7 protein-coding genes are annotated in these 15,601 nt (G+C 72.3%); 1 reads left to right on the forward strand and 6 read right to left on the reverse strand.

Annotated elements, in window-relative coordinates; genetic code table 11:
• Nucleotides 1-148 precede the first annotated feature (148 nt).
• Nucleotides 149-3,103 carry a ligand-binding sensor domain-containing diguanylate cyclase gene (locus CS062_RS16130; RefSeq protein WP_143742370.1) on the forward strand — a complete coding sequence of 985 codons (2,955 nt, stop codon included), beginning with the start codon at nt 149-151 and terminating at the stop codon, nt 3,101-3,103.
• A gap of 21 nt (nt 3,104-3,124) precedes the next feature.
• Here the strand turns inward: CS062_RS16130 and CS062_RS16135 are convergent, their stop codons facing one another.
• From CS062_RS16135 to CS062_RS16170, 6 genes are all read right to left on the reverse strand, one after another.
• A complete protein-coding gene (locus tag CS062_RS16135) occupies nt 3,125-4,939 on the reverse strand; it encodes a response regulator (RefSeq protein WP_099862624.1) in 1,815 nt (604 codons plus the stop codon).
• The gene (locus CS062_RS26635; protein WP_199174264.1) at nt 4,936-8,064 is read right to left on the reverse strand and encodes a sensor histidine kinase; all 3,129 of its coding nucleotides are present in this window, start codon (nt 8,062-8,064) and stop codon (nt 4,936-4,938) included. The genes CS062_RS16135 and CS062_RS26635 overlap by 4 nt, the downstream gene beginning before the upstream one ends.
• A 112-nt stretch (nt 8,065-8,176) precedes the next feature.
• A complete protein-coding gene (locus tag CS062_RS16155) occupies nt 8,177-9,325 on the reverse strand; it encodes an SLC13 family permease (RefSeq protein WP_099862626.1) in 1,149 nt (382 codons plus the stop codon).
• Nucleotides 9,326-9,402: 77 nt separating this feature from the next.
• Nucleotides 9,403-10,620 (reverse strand): glycoside hydrolase family 27 protein, encoded by a 1,218-nt coding sequence (locus CS062_RS16160; RefSeq protein WP_099862627.1) that lies wholly within the window; start codon nt 10,618-10,620, stop codon nt 9,403-9,405.
• Between the two features lie 67 nt (nt 10,621-10,687).
• Nucleotides 10,688-12,640, reverse strand: coding sequence for a sialate O-acetylesterase (locus CS062_RS16165; protein WP_099862628.1), 1,953 nt, complete (start codon nt 12,638-12,640; stop codon nt 10,688-10,690).
• A complete protein-coding gene (locus tag CS062_RS16170; protein ID WP_099862629.1) occupies nt 12,637-15,585 on the reverse strand; it encodes a TIM-barrel domain-containing protein in 2,949 nt (982 codons plus the stop codon). Before CS062_RS16170 ends, CS062_RS16165 begins: the two co-directional genes overlap by 4 nt.
• Nucleotides 15,586-15,601: the final 16 nt, after the last annotated feature.

Here is a 15,601-nt window from a genome sequence, read left to right on the forward strand (position 1 = left end):
CAGGGCAGTTCTCGCGCGCGTCGGGCCTGCGCGCGATGCGTGCTTCGAGGCATTTCTTCACTCGCGCGCGCGGCGCGCTCGGGGCGGCAGCGCGCGCACGGGCGGTGTCTCGGTAAGCTCGCCGGCGACGACGACAGCCGGAGACGACATGAGGAATGCATGGAGCCGCGCGATGGTGCGTGGCGCATGGCTGCTGGCGTCGATCCTCGGATCGTCGGCCGGCTGGTGCGAGCAGATGAACCTGCAGGAATTCGGCCAGCCGGAGGGGCTGGGGAACCTGGCGCTCAACGCGCTGCAGCAGGACGAGCAGGGCTTCCTGTGGGCCGGCACCGACAACGGCCTGTATCGCCACGACGGGCGGCGCATCGAGCGCATCGCCACGCAGGAGCTGCGGCGGGTGGCCGCACTGGCCAGCGACGGCGGCCACCTGTGGATCGTCTCGGACACCGGCGCCTGGTGGTGGCACGACGGTCGTCTGGAGCGCGTGCTCCCCCGGACCGTGAAGCTGACGGAAGACGCGCCGATGGCGATCGCCGCTCGCGGCGACGAGGCCTGGTTCGTCACCATCGGCGGGCTGCAGCGCGTGGTCGCCGACCGGCAGGCCGGCACCTGGTCCTCGACGCCGGTGATGACGCCGGAGCAACTGGCGCGTCATCCGGAGATGGGGCGCCTGGCCGGCGTCATGCGGGCGCGCGACGGCGCGCTGTGGGCGGGTTGTGGCGAGGCCATCTGCCGCTGGCACCGCGGCGCGCTCAAGCAATGGGATGCGCGCAGCGGCGTGCCGCGCCAGCAGTGGCATGCGCTGCTCGAGGCGAGCGACGGCAGCATCTGGGCGCGCTCCACGCAGGCGACGCTGCAACTGCCTGCTGGCGCCGAAGGCTTCGTGGATCGGACTGCGCCCAGCGACCGTGGCGATCCGATGCATCGCTATCCGCTGGTCGAGGATGCCTCGCATCGCATCCTGACCGCGTCGCAGCTGGGCGTGCTGCGCTGGCAAGGCCAGCGCTGGCAGTCCTTCGGCAAGCGGCAGGGGCTGCCCGGCGACGGCCGGGTTCACGCGCTGCTGAGCGATCGCGAAGGAGGGCTCTGGCTCGGGCTGCGCGGCACGGGGCTGCTGCAATGGCGCGGCTATGGCCGCTGGGAGACCTGGACGGACGCCGACGGCCTGCCCAGCAGCGTCGTCTGGGCGATGCTGCGGGCCGGCGACGGGCGCGGCGCCTTGCATGTCGGCACCGGACGGGGACTGGCGACCTTCGACGCCGCGCAGGGCGTCTTTCGCGGCGTCCCCCTGCCGCATACCGGCGACCTCTACGGACTGGTCCCGGACGGGCAGGGCGGTCTGTGGGCGGCCACCGATGTCGCGACCTTCCATCACGTCCGCGACGGGCGGGCGCTGCCAGGCATGCTCGCGACGCCCGGCGGCACCGAGGACGGATTCCACTGGGCGCTGACCTCGAAGGACGGCGCGCTGTGGGTCATGACGCTGGGCAAGCTGCATCGCTGGCCCGAGCCGGGCCGGGGCCCGGCGCAACCCGTGCCAGGACCATCCGGCAATGCGCAGGAGATCTTCTACGACGCCTGCGAGACGCCCGACGGCAGCCTGTGGTTCGCCGGTCATCACGGGCTGGCCCGGCGTCAGGCGGGCCAATGGGGGCCATCCATCCCGATCGAGGGCGGGGCGGCCTACGTGGCCTGCGGCAAGGACGGCACCGTCGTCGCGGCCAGCGAGGCCGGCCAGGCCTGGCGGGTGCGGGCTCCGGCTTCGGCGGCGCCATCGCTGGAGGCGCTGGAGAGCCCCGTCCTCAAGGGGCGCCTGATCATGTCGCTGCTGATCGACAGCCGGCGCTGGCTGTGGCTCGGCACCGACGCCGGGCTGGTGGTCCACGACGGGACGCACTGGAAGCTGCTGGACCGCTCGCAGGGGCTGGCCTGGAACGACACCTCGGGCCACGCGCTGTACGAGGACGCCGACCGGTCGATGTGGGTCGGCACCAGCCGCGGGCTGTCGCGCCTGATCGATCCCGCCCAGGTCTTCGCGACGGCCCTGCCGCGTCCGGTGCTGATGTCGGCGACGCGCGGCGCCCGCCACCTGCCGGTCAGCGAGGGCGAGACGCTGGCCTGGACGCGGGACCGGATCCACCTGCGCGTGGCGCCCTTGCAGTTCAGCGACCACCGGCTGCGCGTCGAGTACCGCCTGCCCGGACGCGACGAGGGCTGGACCGCGGCCGGCACCGCCGACATCGAACTGGCGGGCCTGGAGCCGGGCGCGATCCAGGTCGAGGTCAGGCTCGCCGACCCGGAGACCGGCCGGCATTCCGCGTCCGCGAGCTTCGGCTTCACGCTGGAGCCCCCCTGGTGGCGAAGGCCCTGGGCGAGCGCGCTGGCGCTGGTCGCGCTGCTGGGGCTGTCGCAGGGCTGGCACCTGTGGCGCCGCCATCAATGGCGGGCGCGGCAGGCGCGGCTCGAACAGCTGGTGGGCGAGCGCACCCGCGAGCTGGAAGCCTCCCGCGCACAACTCGAGGTGCTGGCCAGCCGCGACGCGCTGACCGGGCTCTGGAACCGGCGCGCTTTGACCGAGATCCTCCAGCGCGAGGTCGTCCGGGCCCGCCGGGCACGCACGCCGCTGACGCTCGCGATCGTCGACATCGACCACTTCAAGCAGGTCAACGACACCCATGGCCACCCGGCCGGCGATGCGGTGCTGAAGGACTTCGCCGGTCGCCTCGGCGCGACGGTGCGGCCCTACGACGCGGTGGGACGACTCGGCGGCGAGGAGTTCTGCCTGGTGCTGCCGGGCTTGGACCTGGCGCAGCCGGAGGATCGCCAGCGCCTGCGCCGCATTCAGGTGGAGGTGAGCCGCGAGCCGACGGTGATCGGCGTGGTGACCAGCTCCTTCGGCGCGGCCATGCTGGGCGCCGACACCGCCGACGCCGAGCAACTGCTCGAGGCGGCGGATCGCGCGCTCTATCGCGCCAAGCGGGACGGACGCAACCAGGTGGCCTTCCACGAGGCTGCGCCGGTCCCGCCGGAGGTGCCGGAAAAATCGGGCGAGCCCCCGATCGCGACCGGCGCCGTCGCCGTCACGGACGACGGCCGCCGGTGACCCGTCGCCCCCGGGCGGCGTTCAGCGCGGGGCGGACGGCGAGTCGAGCCATTGCAGGCCGAGCTGCTCGCCGATGTGCGTCTGAAGGGTGCCCAGCGAGACCGGCTTGGTCAGGAACACATTGACGCCGGCCCGCAGGCAGGCGGCGCGGTGCTCGGCCGTGGCCGTCGCGGAGATCGCGATGACCGGCACGCTGGCCGTGTCGGGATTGCCGCGCAACTGGCGCGTGGCCTCCACGCCGTCGGTGGTCGGCATCATGCTGTCCATCAGGATCAAGTCCGGACGGAAGCGACTCACCGCCGCCGCCAATTCGGCACCGTCGCAGGCCTGGGCCACCTGGAAGCCGGCGTCCGACAGGAAGTCGCACAGCAGCGCGCGGTTGGCCGCGACGTCGTCGACGACCAGCACCCGGCGGGGCGCGCCGAGGTAACGCGGCATGCCCGGCGCGATCTGCGGCATGGCGTCGGCCTCCGCCTCGGTGGGCGACAGCGGCAGTTCCAGGTGGAACCGGGTGCCGACGCCGGGCTCGCTGCTCACCCGCACTTGTCCGCCCATGTCGTTCACCAGGGCCCGGGTGATCGCCAGGCCCAGCCCGGTGCCGCCGGCTCGGCGCTGCGCGGAGCCGACCTGCACGAAGGGCTCGAAGATGCGGTCCAGGTCCTCGGGACGCATGCCGATGCCGGTGTCCTCGATGTCCAGGCGCAGCAGGACCGGGTCCGTGGCCAGCGGGTCGGCGCCGGCGCGCAGCGTGATCGTGCCGGTGTCGGTGAACTTGATCGCATTGCCCAGCAGGTTCAGCAGCACCTGGCGCAGCCGGCGTCCGTCGGCCAGCACCGTCGCCGGCAGGGCGCCCGCGGTGTCGAACACGAAGGCCAGCTGCTTCTCCTCCGCCTTGATGCGCATCAGGTTGACGACCGACCGCAGCAGCTCGGGCAGGTTGACCGGCGCCAGCTCCAGCTCGGTGCGGCCGGCCTCGATGCGGGCGAGGTCCAGGATGTCGTTGATCAGCGCCAGCAGGTGCAGTCCGCTCTGCTGGATCGTCTCCAGGCCGCGGGCCTGCCGGGCGCTCAGCCCGCCTTCCATGCTCAGCAATTGCGCATAGCCCAGGACGCCGTTCAGCGGCGTGCGCAGCTCATGGCTCATGCCGGCGAGGAACTCGCTCTTGGCGCGGTTGGCGGCCTCGGCCGCATGCCGGGCCGCCCGTTCGGTCTCGAGCATGCCCTGGTGCAGGTCGGTCGCGGTGGCGCGGGTGCGCTCCTGCTCGTCGAGCTTGGACAGGATGCCCCGCACCTGGCTCTCCACCACCGTCGCACCCAGGCCCAGCACCTTGGAGATCTCCTCGTAGGCATTGCCCTGGGCGATGAAGCGCAGCAGGCCGATTTCCGCCGGCGTGAGCGCATCCATGGTGATCTGCCCGGCCAGCTCGAACGAGGTCTCGGAGGGCAGGGCCACGCGCCCGGCATGCACGGCGCGGATCGCGTCGAGCAACTCCTTGTGCAGGGCGTTCTTCAGCAGGTAGCCCAGGGCGCCGGTCTGCAGCGCCTGCTGCGCCTGCGCGTCGTCGACATAGGTGGTCAGGACGATGATCCGGGCGTCCGGGAACTCGGCGCGGATCGCCGCGATCGCGTCCAACCCGCCCATGCCGGGCATCTGCAGGTCCATCAGGGTGACGTCGGGACGGTGGGCGCGGAAGCGCTCGATCGCCTCGCGGCCGTTGGCCGCCTCGGCCACCAGCGTCATGTCCGCCTCCACCGACAGCAGCGTGGCGATCCCCTGCCGCACGATGGGATGGTCGTCGACGCAGAGCACCTGGATGCGGCTCGATTCTTCAGTCATCGGAGGATCTCCCAGGGCGAGCGCTTCTTGAAAGGGAACCACGACCGGGCTGACGCGACAGGACTATAAGCCCGTGCCGCCGGCACGCTGAGCTCGACTTCGGTGCCGGCGCCGACGCCGCTGCGGACGGTGAGCCGGCCGCCCAGCAGCTCGGCGCGTTCGCGCATGCCGCTCAGGCCGAAATGCCCCTCCTTGCGCCCCGCCTGCAGGACCGTCGGGGCGATGCCCTTGCCGTCGTCGCGCACCCGCACCCGCAGCTGGCGCGGGTCATGGCGGATCTCCACCTCGACCTGCGTCGCCTCGGCATGGTGGAAGGCATTGCGCATCGCTTCGCTGGCGATGAGGAAGGCCTCGTCGCGCACGACCGGGCGCAGCGGCCGCGGCGGGCCCTGGACCTCCACCTGCGTCGCGGGCGCCGGCTGGCGTTCCCGGGCCAGCGTCTGCGCGGCGGCGCCCAGTGCCTGCGCGAGGTCGTTGGTCGGTGCCGCCGAGGTCCGCAGGCCCTGCACCGTGTCGCGTCCTTCGGTGATCGCCTCGGCGACCTGGTCGATCGCGCCGGCGAGGACCTGCTTCGATTCGCGCGGCCGATCGGGCAGGAGATTGCAGGCGGCCTGGAACTGCAGCAGCAGCCCGTTGAAGCGCTGCAGCAGGGTGTCGTGCAAGTCGCGGGCGATGCGGGTGCGTTCGGCTACCCGGGCCTCCACCGTCGCCTCGAGCTGGAGGCGCAGCCGGCGCATCCGCATCCGCATCCGGATCTGGAAGACGCTCACCACCAGGAGCACCAGAAGAAGGCCCGCCAGCAGTCGGAACCAGGTGGTCTGGTGGAAGGCCGGCTCGATCGAGAACGCGAGCTGCGCGCCGTCCTCGTTCCAGATGCCGCTGTTGTTGGCCGCCTTCACCTGGAAGCGATAGGCGCCGGGCGGCAGGTTGGTGTAGGTGGCCTGGCGCCGGTCGACGACCTCCTGCCAGTCGGTGTCGTGGCCGTCCAGCCGGTAGCGGAAGCGTGTGTTCTTCGGATCGACCAGGCTCAGGGCGGTGAACTGGATCGTCATGTCGCGCACCTGGGGCGGCAGGCGCAGGCCCGGGGCGACGGCGTAGGGGGTCTGGTCCGCGACCAGCGACTCGATGTGGACCGGCGGCGGCAGTGGATTGAAGGGCAGCCGGGCGGGGTCGAGCACCTGGGCATCGGCGCCCGAGACCATCCACAGCCGGCCGTCGCCGGCCTTGGCCACCGGCGGGTTGAAGTAGGCCGGCGTCAGGGCCAGCAGCGGCACGCCGTCCGCGGCGCCCCAGGTCTTGGGAGCGACGCGGTGCCCGGGATCGGTTTCCCACGCCGCCAGGTCCTCGCCCAGGATCCGGATCAGCCCGCAGGCCGTGAACAGCCACAGCGCCCCGTCGTCATCGACGATCGACCAGTGGATGGTGTTGCAGGGCAGGCCCTGGCCGATGCCCAGCGTGGTGACGCGGCCGTCCTTGATGCGGCTGAGTCCGCCTTCCTCGGTGGCCGCCCAGACCGTGCCGTCGGCCGCCAGGCGCAGGCCCGCGACATGGCCGGCGCCCAGGCCTTCGGCGGTGGTGTAGGTGGCCAGGACCTTGCCGTCCTTGACCCGCATCACCCCGCCGTCCTGCCAGAAGGACAGCCACAAGCTGCCTCGGTCGGCCACGATGACCTTGGCCTGCTGCCGGCGGCCGAAGGCGGACCAGGGCAGGATCTCGACGAACCGCCCCTGTTGCAGCCGGATCAGGCCTTCGTTGCCGGAGAGCCAGAGGTTGCCGTCGTCGTCCCCGGTGATCGAGTAGATCTCCTTGGCGGGCACGCCGCCGACGCGATTGAAGCGGACGTTGCGGTCGGCCGGCTCGCCGGATGCCGGGCGCGGCGGCGCCAGGACGGCCAGGCCGCCGGCCGTGCTCGCCCAGAGCCGCCCGTCGTGGTCCTCGTACAGCGAGTGCACGCGGGCATCCGGCAGCCCTTGCGCCTCCTTGTAGACCGCGACGGCGCCCGCCTTCCACCGGGCCAGGCCTTCGTCGGTGGCGACCCAGACGCTGCCGTCCCGGGTGGCCAGCACCGATCGCGTCGCCTCGTTGGGCAGGCCCTGCGCCTTGGACAGCGTGGTGACCGGCAGCTTGCGGAAGCGGTCCACGCCCTTGTCGCTGCCGTACCAGATGTTGCCTTCCCGGTCCTCGAAAAGACTGCAGGCGATGTTGCCGGACAGGCCGTCGGACCGGGTGAACGCGGCGGCCTGGTCCTCGCGCACATGCAGCAGCCCCAGGCCATCGGTGCCGATCCACAGGCCGCCGTCGCGGGCCCGCAGCAGCTTGTTCGCCAGGATCTGGCGATCGGGCAGGAGCACGCCGGGCCGGGTCGCGCTGCGCAGCGGGAAGGGGTCGAGCCGGTCGCCAGCGGGGCGCCTGAGCCCGGCGCCGCGCACGCCGACCAGCACCTGGCCATCGGTGGTCTCGGTCAGGTCGCCCAGGCGCTGGCCGGGGGCCTCGATGCGGCGGGGCGTGCCGGGCCGCCAGCGCCACAGTCCCGAGTCGGCGCTGGCCCACAGGTCGCCCGAGCGGTCCTGCGCCAGGCTCCACACGAAGGTGCCGAAGCCGCCCTGCGCGTCGTCGCAGCGGGTCTGTCCGTTCCGCACGGCGCAGAGCCGGCCGGGAGGGCCGAGCAGGCCGGCCCAGACGGTGCCCTCGCTGTCCTCCAGCAGGGAGGTGACGAGCCCGCCGTCGGTCTCCGGATAGCGGGTCAGGCGGGTGCCATTCCAGCTGACCAGGCCATTGAAGGTGCCGATCCAGAGCGTGCCGTCGCGGGAGACCAGCAGGGCGTAGGGATTGCTCGGCAGCGAGGCGCCTTTCGGCGGCTGCCAGGGCACGAACCGCAGCCCGTCGAAGCGGAACAGCCCGTAGGAGCCGCCCACCCACAGGTAGCCGTCATGGGTCTGCGCGAAGGCGAAGACCAGGCCGAGCTGCGCGCCGTCCCGCGCGGTCCACGAGGTATGGGCGTACTGGGAGATCTGCGGCGCGGCATCGAGCGCCCGGGCCAGGCCGGGCCAGCCCAGCAGGCATGCCCAGCCCAGGAGCAGGCCCAGCATCAGCGATGGGAAACGGCGGCCTTGCAGGCGACTCACGAAGGATCCTTCGCTGCCTGGCTTGTCGGCGGCGTGGCCCGAATATCGCATCGGCGCGGGCGCGCGTCCTCACCGCGAATGGGCGGCAGGTCCGGGAGAACCGCCGATTCCGTCACAGCGCCAGCCACGCCACCAGCGGCGCGCACACGGCCAGGAAGGGCAGGCTGATGCGGTGGAACTCCTTGAGCGCGCCGGGTGCCCGAGCCAGGCGCAACGCGATCAGGTTGGCCATGGAGCCGGCGACGAAACCGAAGCCGCCCACGTTCACCGCGATCGCCAGCACCGCGACGTTCGGGACCGCGTCGGCCAGCACCAGCGTGGCCGGCACGTTGCTGATGGCCTGGGAGGCGCCGATCGCCGCGAGGTAGGCGGTCAGCGGCTGGTCCAGCGGCAGTTCACGCAGGAGGCCCGCGACCTGCGGCAGGGCCGCCAGCTGTTGCAGGTCCACGAACATCAGGGCGAAGGTCGCCAGCAGCGCCCAGTCCAGCTTCATCAGCACCGGCCGGTACCAGATCGCGTAGATCGCGAGGACCACCGCCAGTGCCGGCGCCCATTGACGCAGCTCCAGCGCCAGCACGAAGCCGAGGAACAGCGCGCCGGACAGCGCGAGCAGCCGGGGCTGGGTCTCGGTCCTGCGCGTGTCTGCCGCCAGCCTGATCGGCGCGCGCGGCATGGTGATCAGGACGGTGACCACCAACAGCAGGAGCATGACGCCGACGGTGGGCGCCATCATCGCGATGAAGCCGCCGAAGGACTCGCCGGACTTGTGCCAGAGGTACAGGTTCTGCGGATTGCCGATCGGCGTGAGCGAGGAGCCGGCATTGACCGCCAGCGCCTCCAGCGCGACCAGGCGCGCCAGAGGCAGGTGCGCCTGCGCGGCCAGCTCGCGGGTCAGGGGCACCAGCAGGAAGAGGCTGACGTCGTTGGTGACCAGTGCGGCCAGGCCGGCGGCGACCGCGCACAGCAGCAGGGCGAGCTGGCGGGCGCTGCCAGTGCGGGCCAGCAGCGCGCGGGCGGTGGACTGGAGCACGCCGCTGCGTTCCACGCCCTGGGTGATGGCCAGCAGGCCGGTCAGCGCGCCCATCGTCTGCCAGTCGATGAGACCCAGCCAGGCCTGCGGCGACATCGGCCGCAGCACCGCGAAGACCACCGCCACGAACAGCAGGAACCACAGCAGCCGGTTGCTGCCCGGGCCCAGGTCGTGGTCACCGGGCGTGTCGACGGGAGAAGGGGACGAGGGAGGAGGCGTGGGAATCGTCATGGAGCGTTGAACAGGCGAAGGCGGCCGATTGTCCGGCAGGAACGGGGCCCCGCCCGGGTCGGCCGCCTGGGGCCGCTTCAACGCACCGGCGTGATCCGCACCATGATCACGCCGTGCGAGGCGACGGTGCCGCCGTAGCCGCCCGCCACGCCTTTCGAGACCCGCTTGCTCCACAGGTCCTTCACGTCGGCCTTCTGGCCGGCCGGCAGCTTCAGCTGGGTCCAGTCCACCCGCATGGCGGCCGGCGCCTTGCCGCGGTTGAACAGCACCACCGCGTGATCGCCGTCCTTGAGCGGGCGCGACCAGATCTCGAGATCGCCCTGTTTCCAGATGCGCTGACCCTGCCGGCCCAGCGGGTCCTGGTCGACGGCGATGACGTCGGCATTGGTGAGGATGCGCCGCGTGTCCGCATCCATCTTCGACAGGTCGTTGCCGGCGATCAGCGGCGCGGCCAGCATGGCCCAGAGCGAGAAGTGGGACTCGTACTCGGTGGTGGTCATGCCGCCGTTGCCCACCTCCAGCATGTCGGGGTCGTTCCAGGCGTTGGGGGCGGAGTGGGCCGCGCGCTCGACCTGCATGTCCAGGATGTTGGTCATGCCGTGCGACCAGTCCTTCTTGCCTTCCCAGGCATCGAAGATGTCGCCGGTGGTGCGCCACAGGTGGCCGACGGTGGGGCCCCAGCGCTCGGGCTGGTTGACGCCCCATTCGCAGATCGACAGCACGATGTCGCGTCCCGATTCGCGCAGCGCCTTGGCCATGATGGTGTAGGCCGCCTCGGCGTTGCGGGGGCCGGTGTGGCACCAGTCGTACTTGAGGTAGTCGACGCCCCAGCGGGCGTACTGGCGGGCGTCCTGGAACTCATGGCCGGCGCTGCCCGGGCGGCCGCCGCAGGTCAGCGAGCCGGCGTCGGAATAGAGCCCGAACTTGAGGCCCTTGGCATGGACGTAATCGGCCAGCGCCTTGATGCCCGACGGGAAGCGCTCGGGATCGGCCTGGATGTTGCCGTCGGCATCGCGGCTCTTCTGCCAGCAGTCGTCGATGACGATGTACTGGTAGCCGGCCTCCTTCATGCCCGAGGCGGCCATCGCGTCGGCCTGCTGGCGGATCAGCTGTTCGCTGACGTTGCAGGCGAACTTGTTCCAGGAATTCCAGCCCATCGGCGGCGTCGGCGCGAGGTTCGGTTTGGGCGTGTCGAGCTTGAGGGTCTCGTGGGCATGGGCCGGCGTCGCGACCACGGCAGCGAGGGCCGCCGTGGCGGCCAGCGCCTGCAGGGCGCGTCGGAGGAAGGGAGGCATGAACAAGGTCCTTTCGTGTAATCAGGCCGCGCGGGCGGGGGCACGCGCGGCAAGGGATGCGACGGGGTCAGCGGCCGTAACGCTTGCCGGCCGAGGCCAGCGGCCAGTCGTCGGTGCGCAGCGGCGGCAGCGGCAGGCCGTCGCCGCCGACGATGTTGGCCTCGCCGGGGTTGTCGACCCAGGCGTAGCGCGCCGCCACCGGCGCGGCCACCACATCGCTGCGCAGCATGATGCGATCGCCGTCGAAGCGCGCCTGCGCCGGCACCCAGCGGCGGTCGGCGCCGGCCAGGTAGAAGCCGCGCAGCGGCTCGCCGGACCGGGCGGTGCGCAGTCCGCCTTCGGTGCGATCGAAGCGCAGCTCGAACTCGGCGCCGCGGGCCTGGCTGCCGGTCAGGCGCGGTCCCATGGCCGGCGCGGCGCGCAGGCCCAGCTCGTGCATCGCCACCGCGGCCAGGCGCTCGCCGACGGTCCGCTTGTTGCGCGGATGGATGTCGATCGCGTCGCCGATGTCGATCGCGGTCGCCATGCCGGTGTGCGGCAGCGCGAGCGCGGCGGCCTGGCTGCCACGCAGCTCGGCGAAGCCGTTGCCGTCGGGCCGGTTGTCGGCCAGCGGCCGCCAGGCGGCGAGCTGCACGAACAGGAAGGGCAGGTCCGGGTCGCCGAACTGCTGGCGCCAGTCCTGGATGAGGCGCTTGAAGCCGTCGGCATAGGCGGCCGCTCGCCCGGAGTTCTCCTCGCCCTGGTACCAGAGCACGCCGCGCACCGACAGGCCTTGCAGCGGCGCGATCAGGCCGTTGTGGCCCAGGGCCGGTCCGTTGTTGGCGACGGGTCCGGCTCCTGGCGCGACGGACTCCACCCGGGCTCGCCAGGCGCCGGCCAGCGACACCGCGCCGGCCGCCGTGTCCAGGCGCATGTCGGCCGCCTCGCCGTGGAAGCCGCCGCCGCCGCCGGTGTCGGTCACGCGCACGGCGATCCAGTTGGCGCCCGCGCGCAGCACGCCCGCGGCCACGGCATAGCGACGCGGCAGTTCCCAGCCGCACTGGCCGCCGACGCGCTGGCCGTTGATCCAGACCTCGTCGCAATCGTCGACCTGGGCCAGGTGCAGCTCGGCGGCGCCGGCGGCCTGGGCCGCGCTCAGCTCGATCCGCTTGCGCATCCACACGACGCCGTCGACATCGGCCAGGCCCTGGCCTTCCCACAGGCCGGGCGCCTGCAGCGTGGGCCACTTCGCATCGATGTCGCCCGCGGCGTTCCAGCCGGAGGCGTCTGCGCCCGCCAGCGGCAGACCGGGCTGCCAGGCCGCCACCCGCCGCTGCAGGCGCTGGCCCAGCGCGACGCTGAAGGCGGCGTTGTCCGCCGGCAGTCCCCGCACCGCCGGCGCGAGATCCGGGTCGCGCAGGGCCGCGCCGCGGCTCATCCAGGTCTCCAGCATGGAGCCGCCCCAGGCGGTGGCGATCAGGCCGATCGGGATGCCTTGCACCGCCTGCATCCGGCGGGCGAAGTGGTAGCCGACCGCGCTGAACTCGCCCACCCGGCCCGGCTCGGCGACAACCCAGGGCGCCGGCGCGATCTCCGCCTCGGGCCGCACGCTGGCGCGCAGCGGCACCCGCAGCTGACGCAGCCGCGCATCCTGCGGCGACGCCACCTCCTGCGGGCCGGTGTCGGTCTGCGCCAGCGGCCACTCCATGTTGGACTGGCCGCCCAGCAGCCAGACGTCGCCGATCAGCACGTCCTCCAGCGTCACTGTCTGGTCGCCCTTGACCTGCAGCCGATGCGGTCCGCCGGCGGGCAGCGGCGCCAGCTGCACCCGCCAGCGACCATCCTCGCCGACGCGGGTGGCGGCCTCGCGGCCGCCCAGCGTCACGGTCAGCGACTGGCCGGGCGTGGCCTGGCCCCAGAGGCGCAAGGGGCGGTCGCGCTGCAGCACCATGTGCTCGCCGAAGACCTCGGACAGGCGCACCTCGGCCTGGGCGGTGGCGGCCAGCAAGGCCAGGATCAGGGGAAGGGCAGTCTGCTTCATGAACGGCGGGAAGGAGGGTCGATGGACAGCGTCAGGGCCTGGCCCTGGTACTGCACGGTCCGGGTCTGCTCGACCTGGTCGGCGGAGGCCATCAGGCGCACGCGCAGTTCGCGTCGTGTCGCCAGGCCGGGGAAGCGCCCTTCGCGGGCGCCGATGTGCAAGCTGCGGCCGGCATCGTCCCAGCGCAGGGCGACGGTGGCGCGCTCGCCGCGTTCGTAGCGGTAGGTCTCGCCGTCGTCCTCGTAGAGGACGAAGCGGCCGTCGGCACCGGGATAGATGCGGATTTCCCACGGCGCGCCGAGGTCCTGGCCGGTGTGCTCGATGGCGGGGCCGAAGGGCACGATGGCGCCCGCGCGCACGAAGAGCGGGAACTCGTCCAGCGGGTAGTCGCGCGCGACGCGCGCGCCGCCGGCGTGGCGCTGGCCGGTCCAGAAGTCGACCCAGTCGCTGCCTTGCGGCAGCAGGGTCTCCTGCCGGCGGTCCAGCCGTCCCCGCATCTCGACCAGCTCGCGCGCCTGGCTGGGCGTGCGCCAGGCCAGCCGCAGCAGGCGCCCGCGGGTCTCCTGGAAGTAGTCGATGCGCAGCTTCAGCCGCTGGCCGGCGCGCAGCGTCAGGCGATGGCCCTTGAAGCGCGGCGGGCCGAGGTTCCAGTCGTCCACGACGAGCTCGTCGTCGAGCCAGAGCCGGAAGCCGTCGTCGCCCTCCACGCCGATCTCATGCTCGCCGCTCTCGGCGGCGATGACCTCACCGGTCCAGCGCGCCGAGAAGCGCATCAGCCCGCCCAGGCCCGGGGGCACGCTGCCCAGCGGCGGATCCGGCCAGCGATGCTCGATCACCGTGTCCACGGTGCGGCTGGCGGGCTGCTCGAAGTTCATGCCGTCGAAGTACGCCAGCGCCAGGCCGTTCTGGCCGTCCGGCGTGCGCAGTTGCGTGGCCGGGATGGTCGCGGGCGGCGGCAGCACCGCATGGAACATCGGCCGCGTGATCGGCTGCACCAGGAAGGCCGGGCCGAACATGTAGGTGTCGTCCACCTTGCGCAGCGCCGCCTGGTCGGGGAAGTCCATCGCCAGGCCGCGCATCATCAGGTAGCCCTCCTGCGTGGCGCGCCAGGCGAGGCTGTAGATGTAGGGCAGCAGCTGGTAGCGCAGCTGCGCGGCGCGGCGCAGCGACTGGTAGACGGCCGGATCCATCGTCTTGAACATGTAGGGCTCGCGCTCGACCGAGGTGCCGTGGATGCGATAGATCGGATTGAAGATGCCGAACTGGTTCCAGCGCGCATAGAGCTCTCGCCAGGCCGGATTGCGCTCGCCCTCCGGGAAGTTCACGAAGAAGCCGCCGGTGTCCTGCGACCAGTAGGGCAGGCCGGCCATCGCGACGTTCAATCCGCCGGCGATCTGCGCGCGCAGCGAGGCCCAGCTGGACTCGGTGTCGCCGGACCAGGGCAGGGCGGCGTACCGCTGCTGGCCGGCCCAGGCGGAGCGGGTGAGGGTGAACACGCGCCGGCCGTCCGGCCCCGCGGCGCGCTGGCCCTCGTAGACGCCGCGGGTCGTCAGCAGGCTGTAGACGTTCAGGTAGCGGGTGAAGTCGCCCAGGGCGTTGCGGCCCAGGCGCTTGATGTCGGCCTCGACCTCGGCCGGGTCATGGGCCGCGCCACCGACCTCGACCTCGGTGCCGTCCATCCACAGCGCGTCCACGCCGACGTCCAGTAGGCCCTGCTTGACATGCTTGAAGTAGATGCGCCGCCCGGCGGGGCTGAACGCGTCGTAGATCCGCGCGCGCTTGGAGATCCAGTGCAGCGGCTCGAAGCGCAGGCCCTGCGCGTCGAGCTCGCGCGCCAGCGCGGTGTCGTTGCCCACCGAGGGCCAGATCGACACCATCAGCCGGGTGTGCAGCGGCCCGTGCAGCTCGCGGGTCATGGCGGCGGGGTCAGGGAAGCGCTCCCGGTCCCAGACCATGCCGCTCCACTTGCCGTCCCAGACGCCGTCCTTCTCGCCGCCCCAGTACTGCCAGTCCTGGACGATGTAGTCCAGCGGGAAGGACTCGGCGCGGAAGCGCCGCACCACGTCCAGCAGCTGCTGCTGGGTGGTGTAGCGCTCCTTGCTCATGAACAGGCCGAAGGCGGCCTTCGGGAACATCGGCGCGGCGCCGGTGAGCTGGCGATAGCCGGCGATCACGCCGTCCATGTCCGCGCCGGCGACCAGGTAGTAGTCGGCACCGCCCGGGGCGCTCTCGGCCCGGAAGGTGGTGCCGCCGGGCCGGTCGCTGAAGCTCATCTTCGAGTACACGTCCCACAGCAGCCCCCAGCGCCGTGTCGAGACCAGGAACGGCACCACGATGCCGATGTTGGTCTGCACCATCAGCACGTCGCGGCCGCGATAGTCCATGTAGGGCTCGTTGTACTGGCCCAGGCCGTAGAGCGATTCGTCCGGCGTGAGGCTGAAGTGCTGGGCGAGCGCATGGCTGGGACGGCCGGCGATCTCGACCTGCTGCAGCTCGGTGGGGGCCTGTTCGCGTTCGCGAATCAGCAGGCGGCCCTCGCCGTCGAGGAAGGTCAGCGCGCCGCTGCGCTTGTCCACGACGACCTGCACGCCGGGCGCGACGAGCCGCAGCGTGTCCGCCTCCTCGCGGACCTCGAGGGCCGCCGCGCGCGGCCGGGCCACGACCACCAGGCTGGGCTGGGCGGTATGCGCGACGCCCAGGTGGGCAATGACCCGTACCAGCCCCGGGCCGTAGAAGAGGACTGCCTTCGTCAGCCCGCCAAGGCGGAACTGCAGGCCCTCGGCGACGCGGCGCCAGCGGAAGCCGTCCTGCGGGCCGTCCGCGGGGAAGGCCGTGAGCTGCCCGGCGGCGTCGAGCGCCGAGGGCAGGGTCGCCGCCTGCGTGGTGCCAAGCAGCGGACCGGTCGAGGCCAGGGCCACCAGGCCGAAAAGATCACGACGCTTCATGTCGGGGCGAGCTCCG

Origin of the sequence: Roseateles chitinivorans (assembly GCF_002761755.1) — a bacterium.
In the GTDB taxonomy this organism is placed as follows: Bacteria; Pseudomonadota; Gammaproteobacteria; order Burkholderiales; family Burkholderiaceae_C; genus Roseateles; species Roseateles chitinivorans.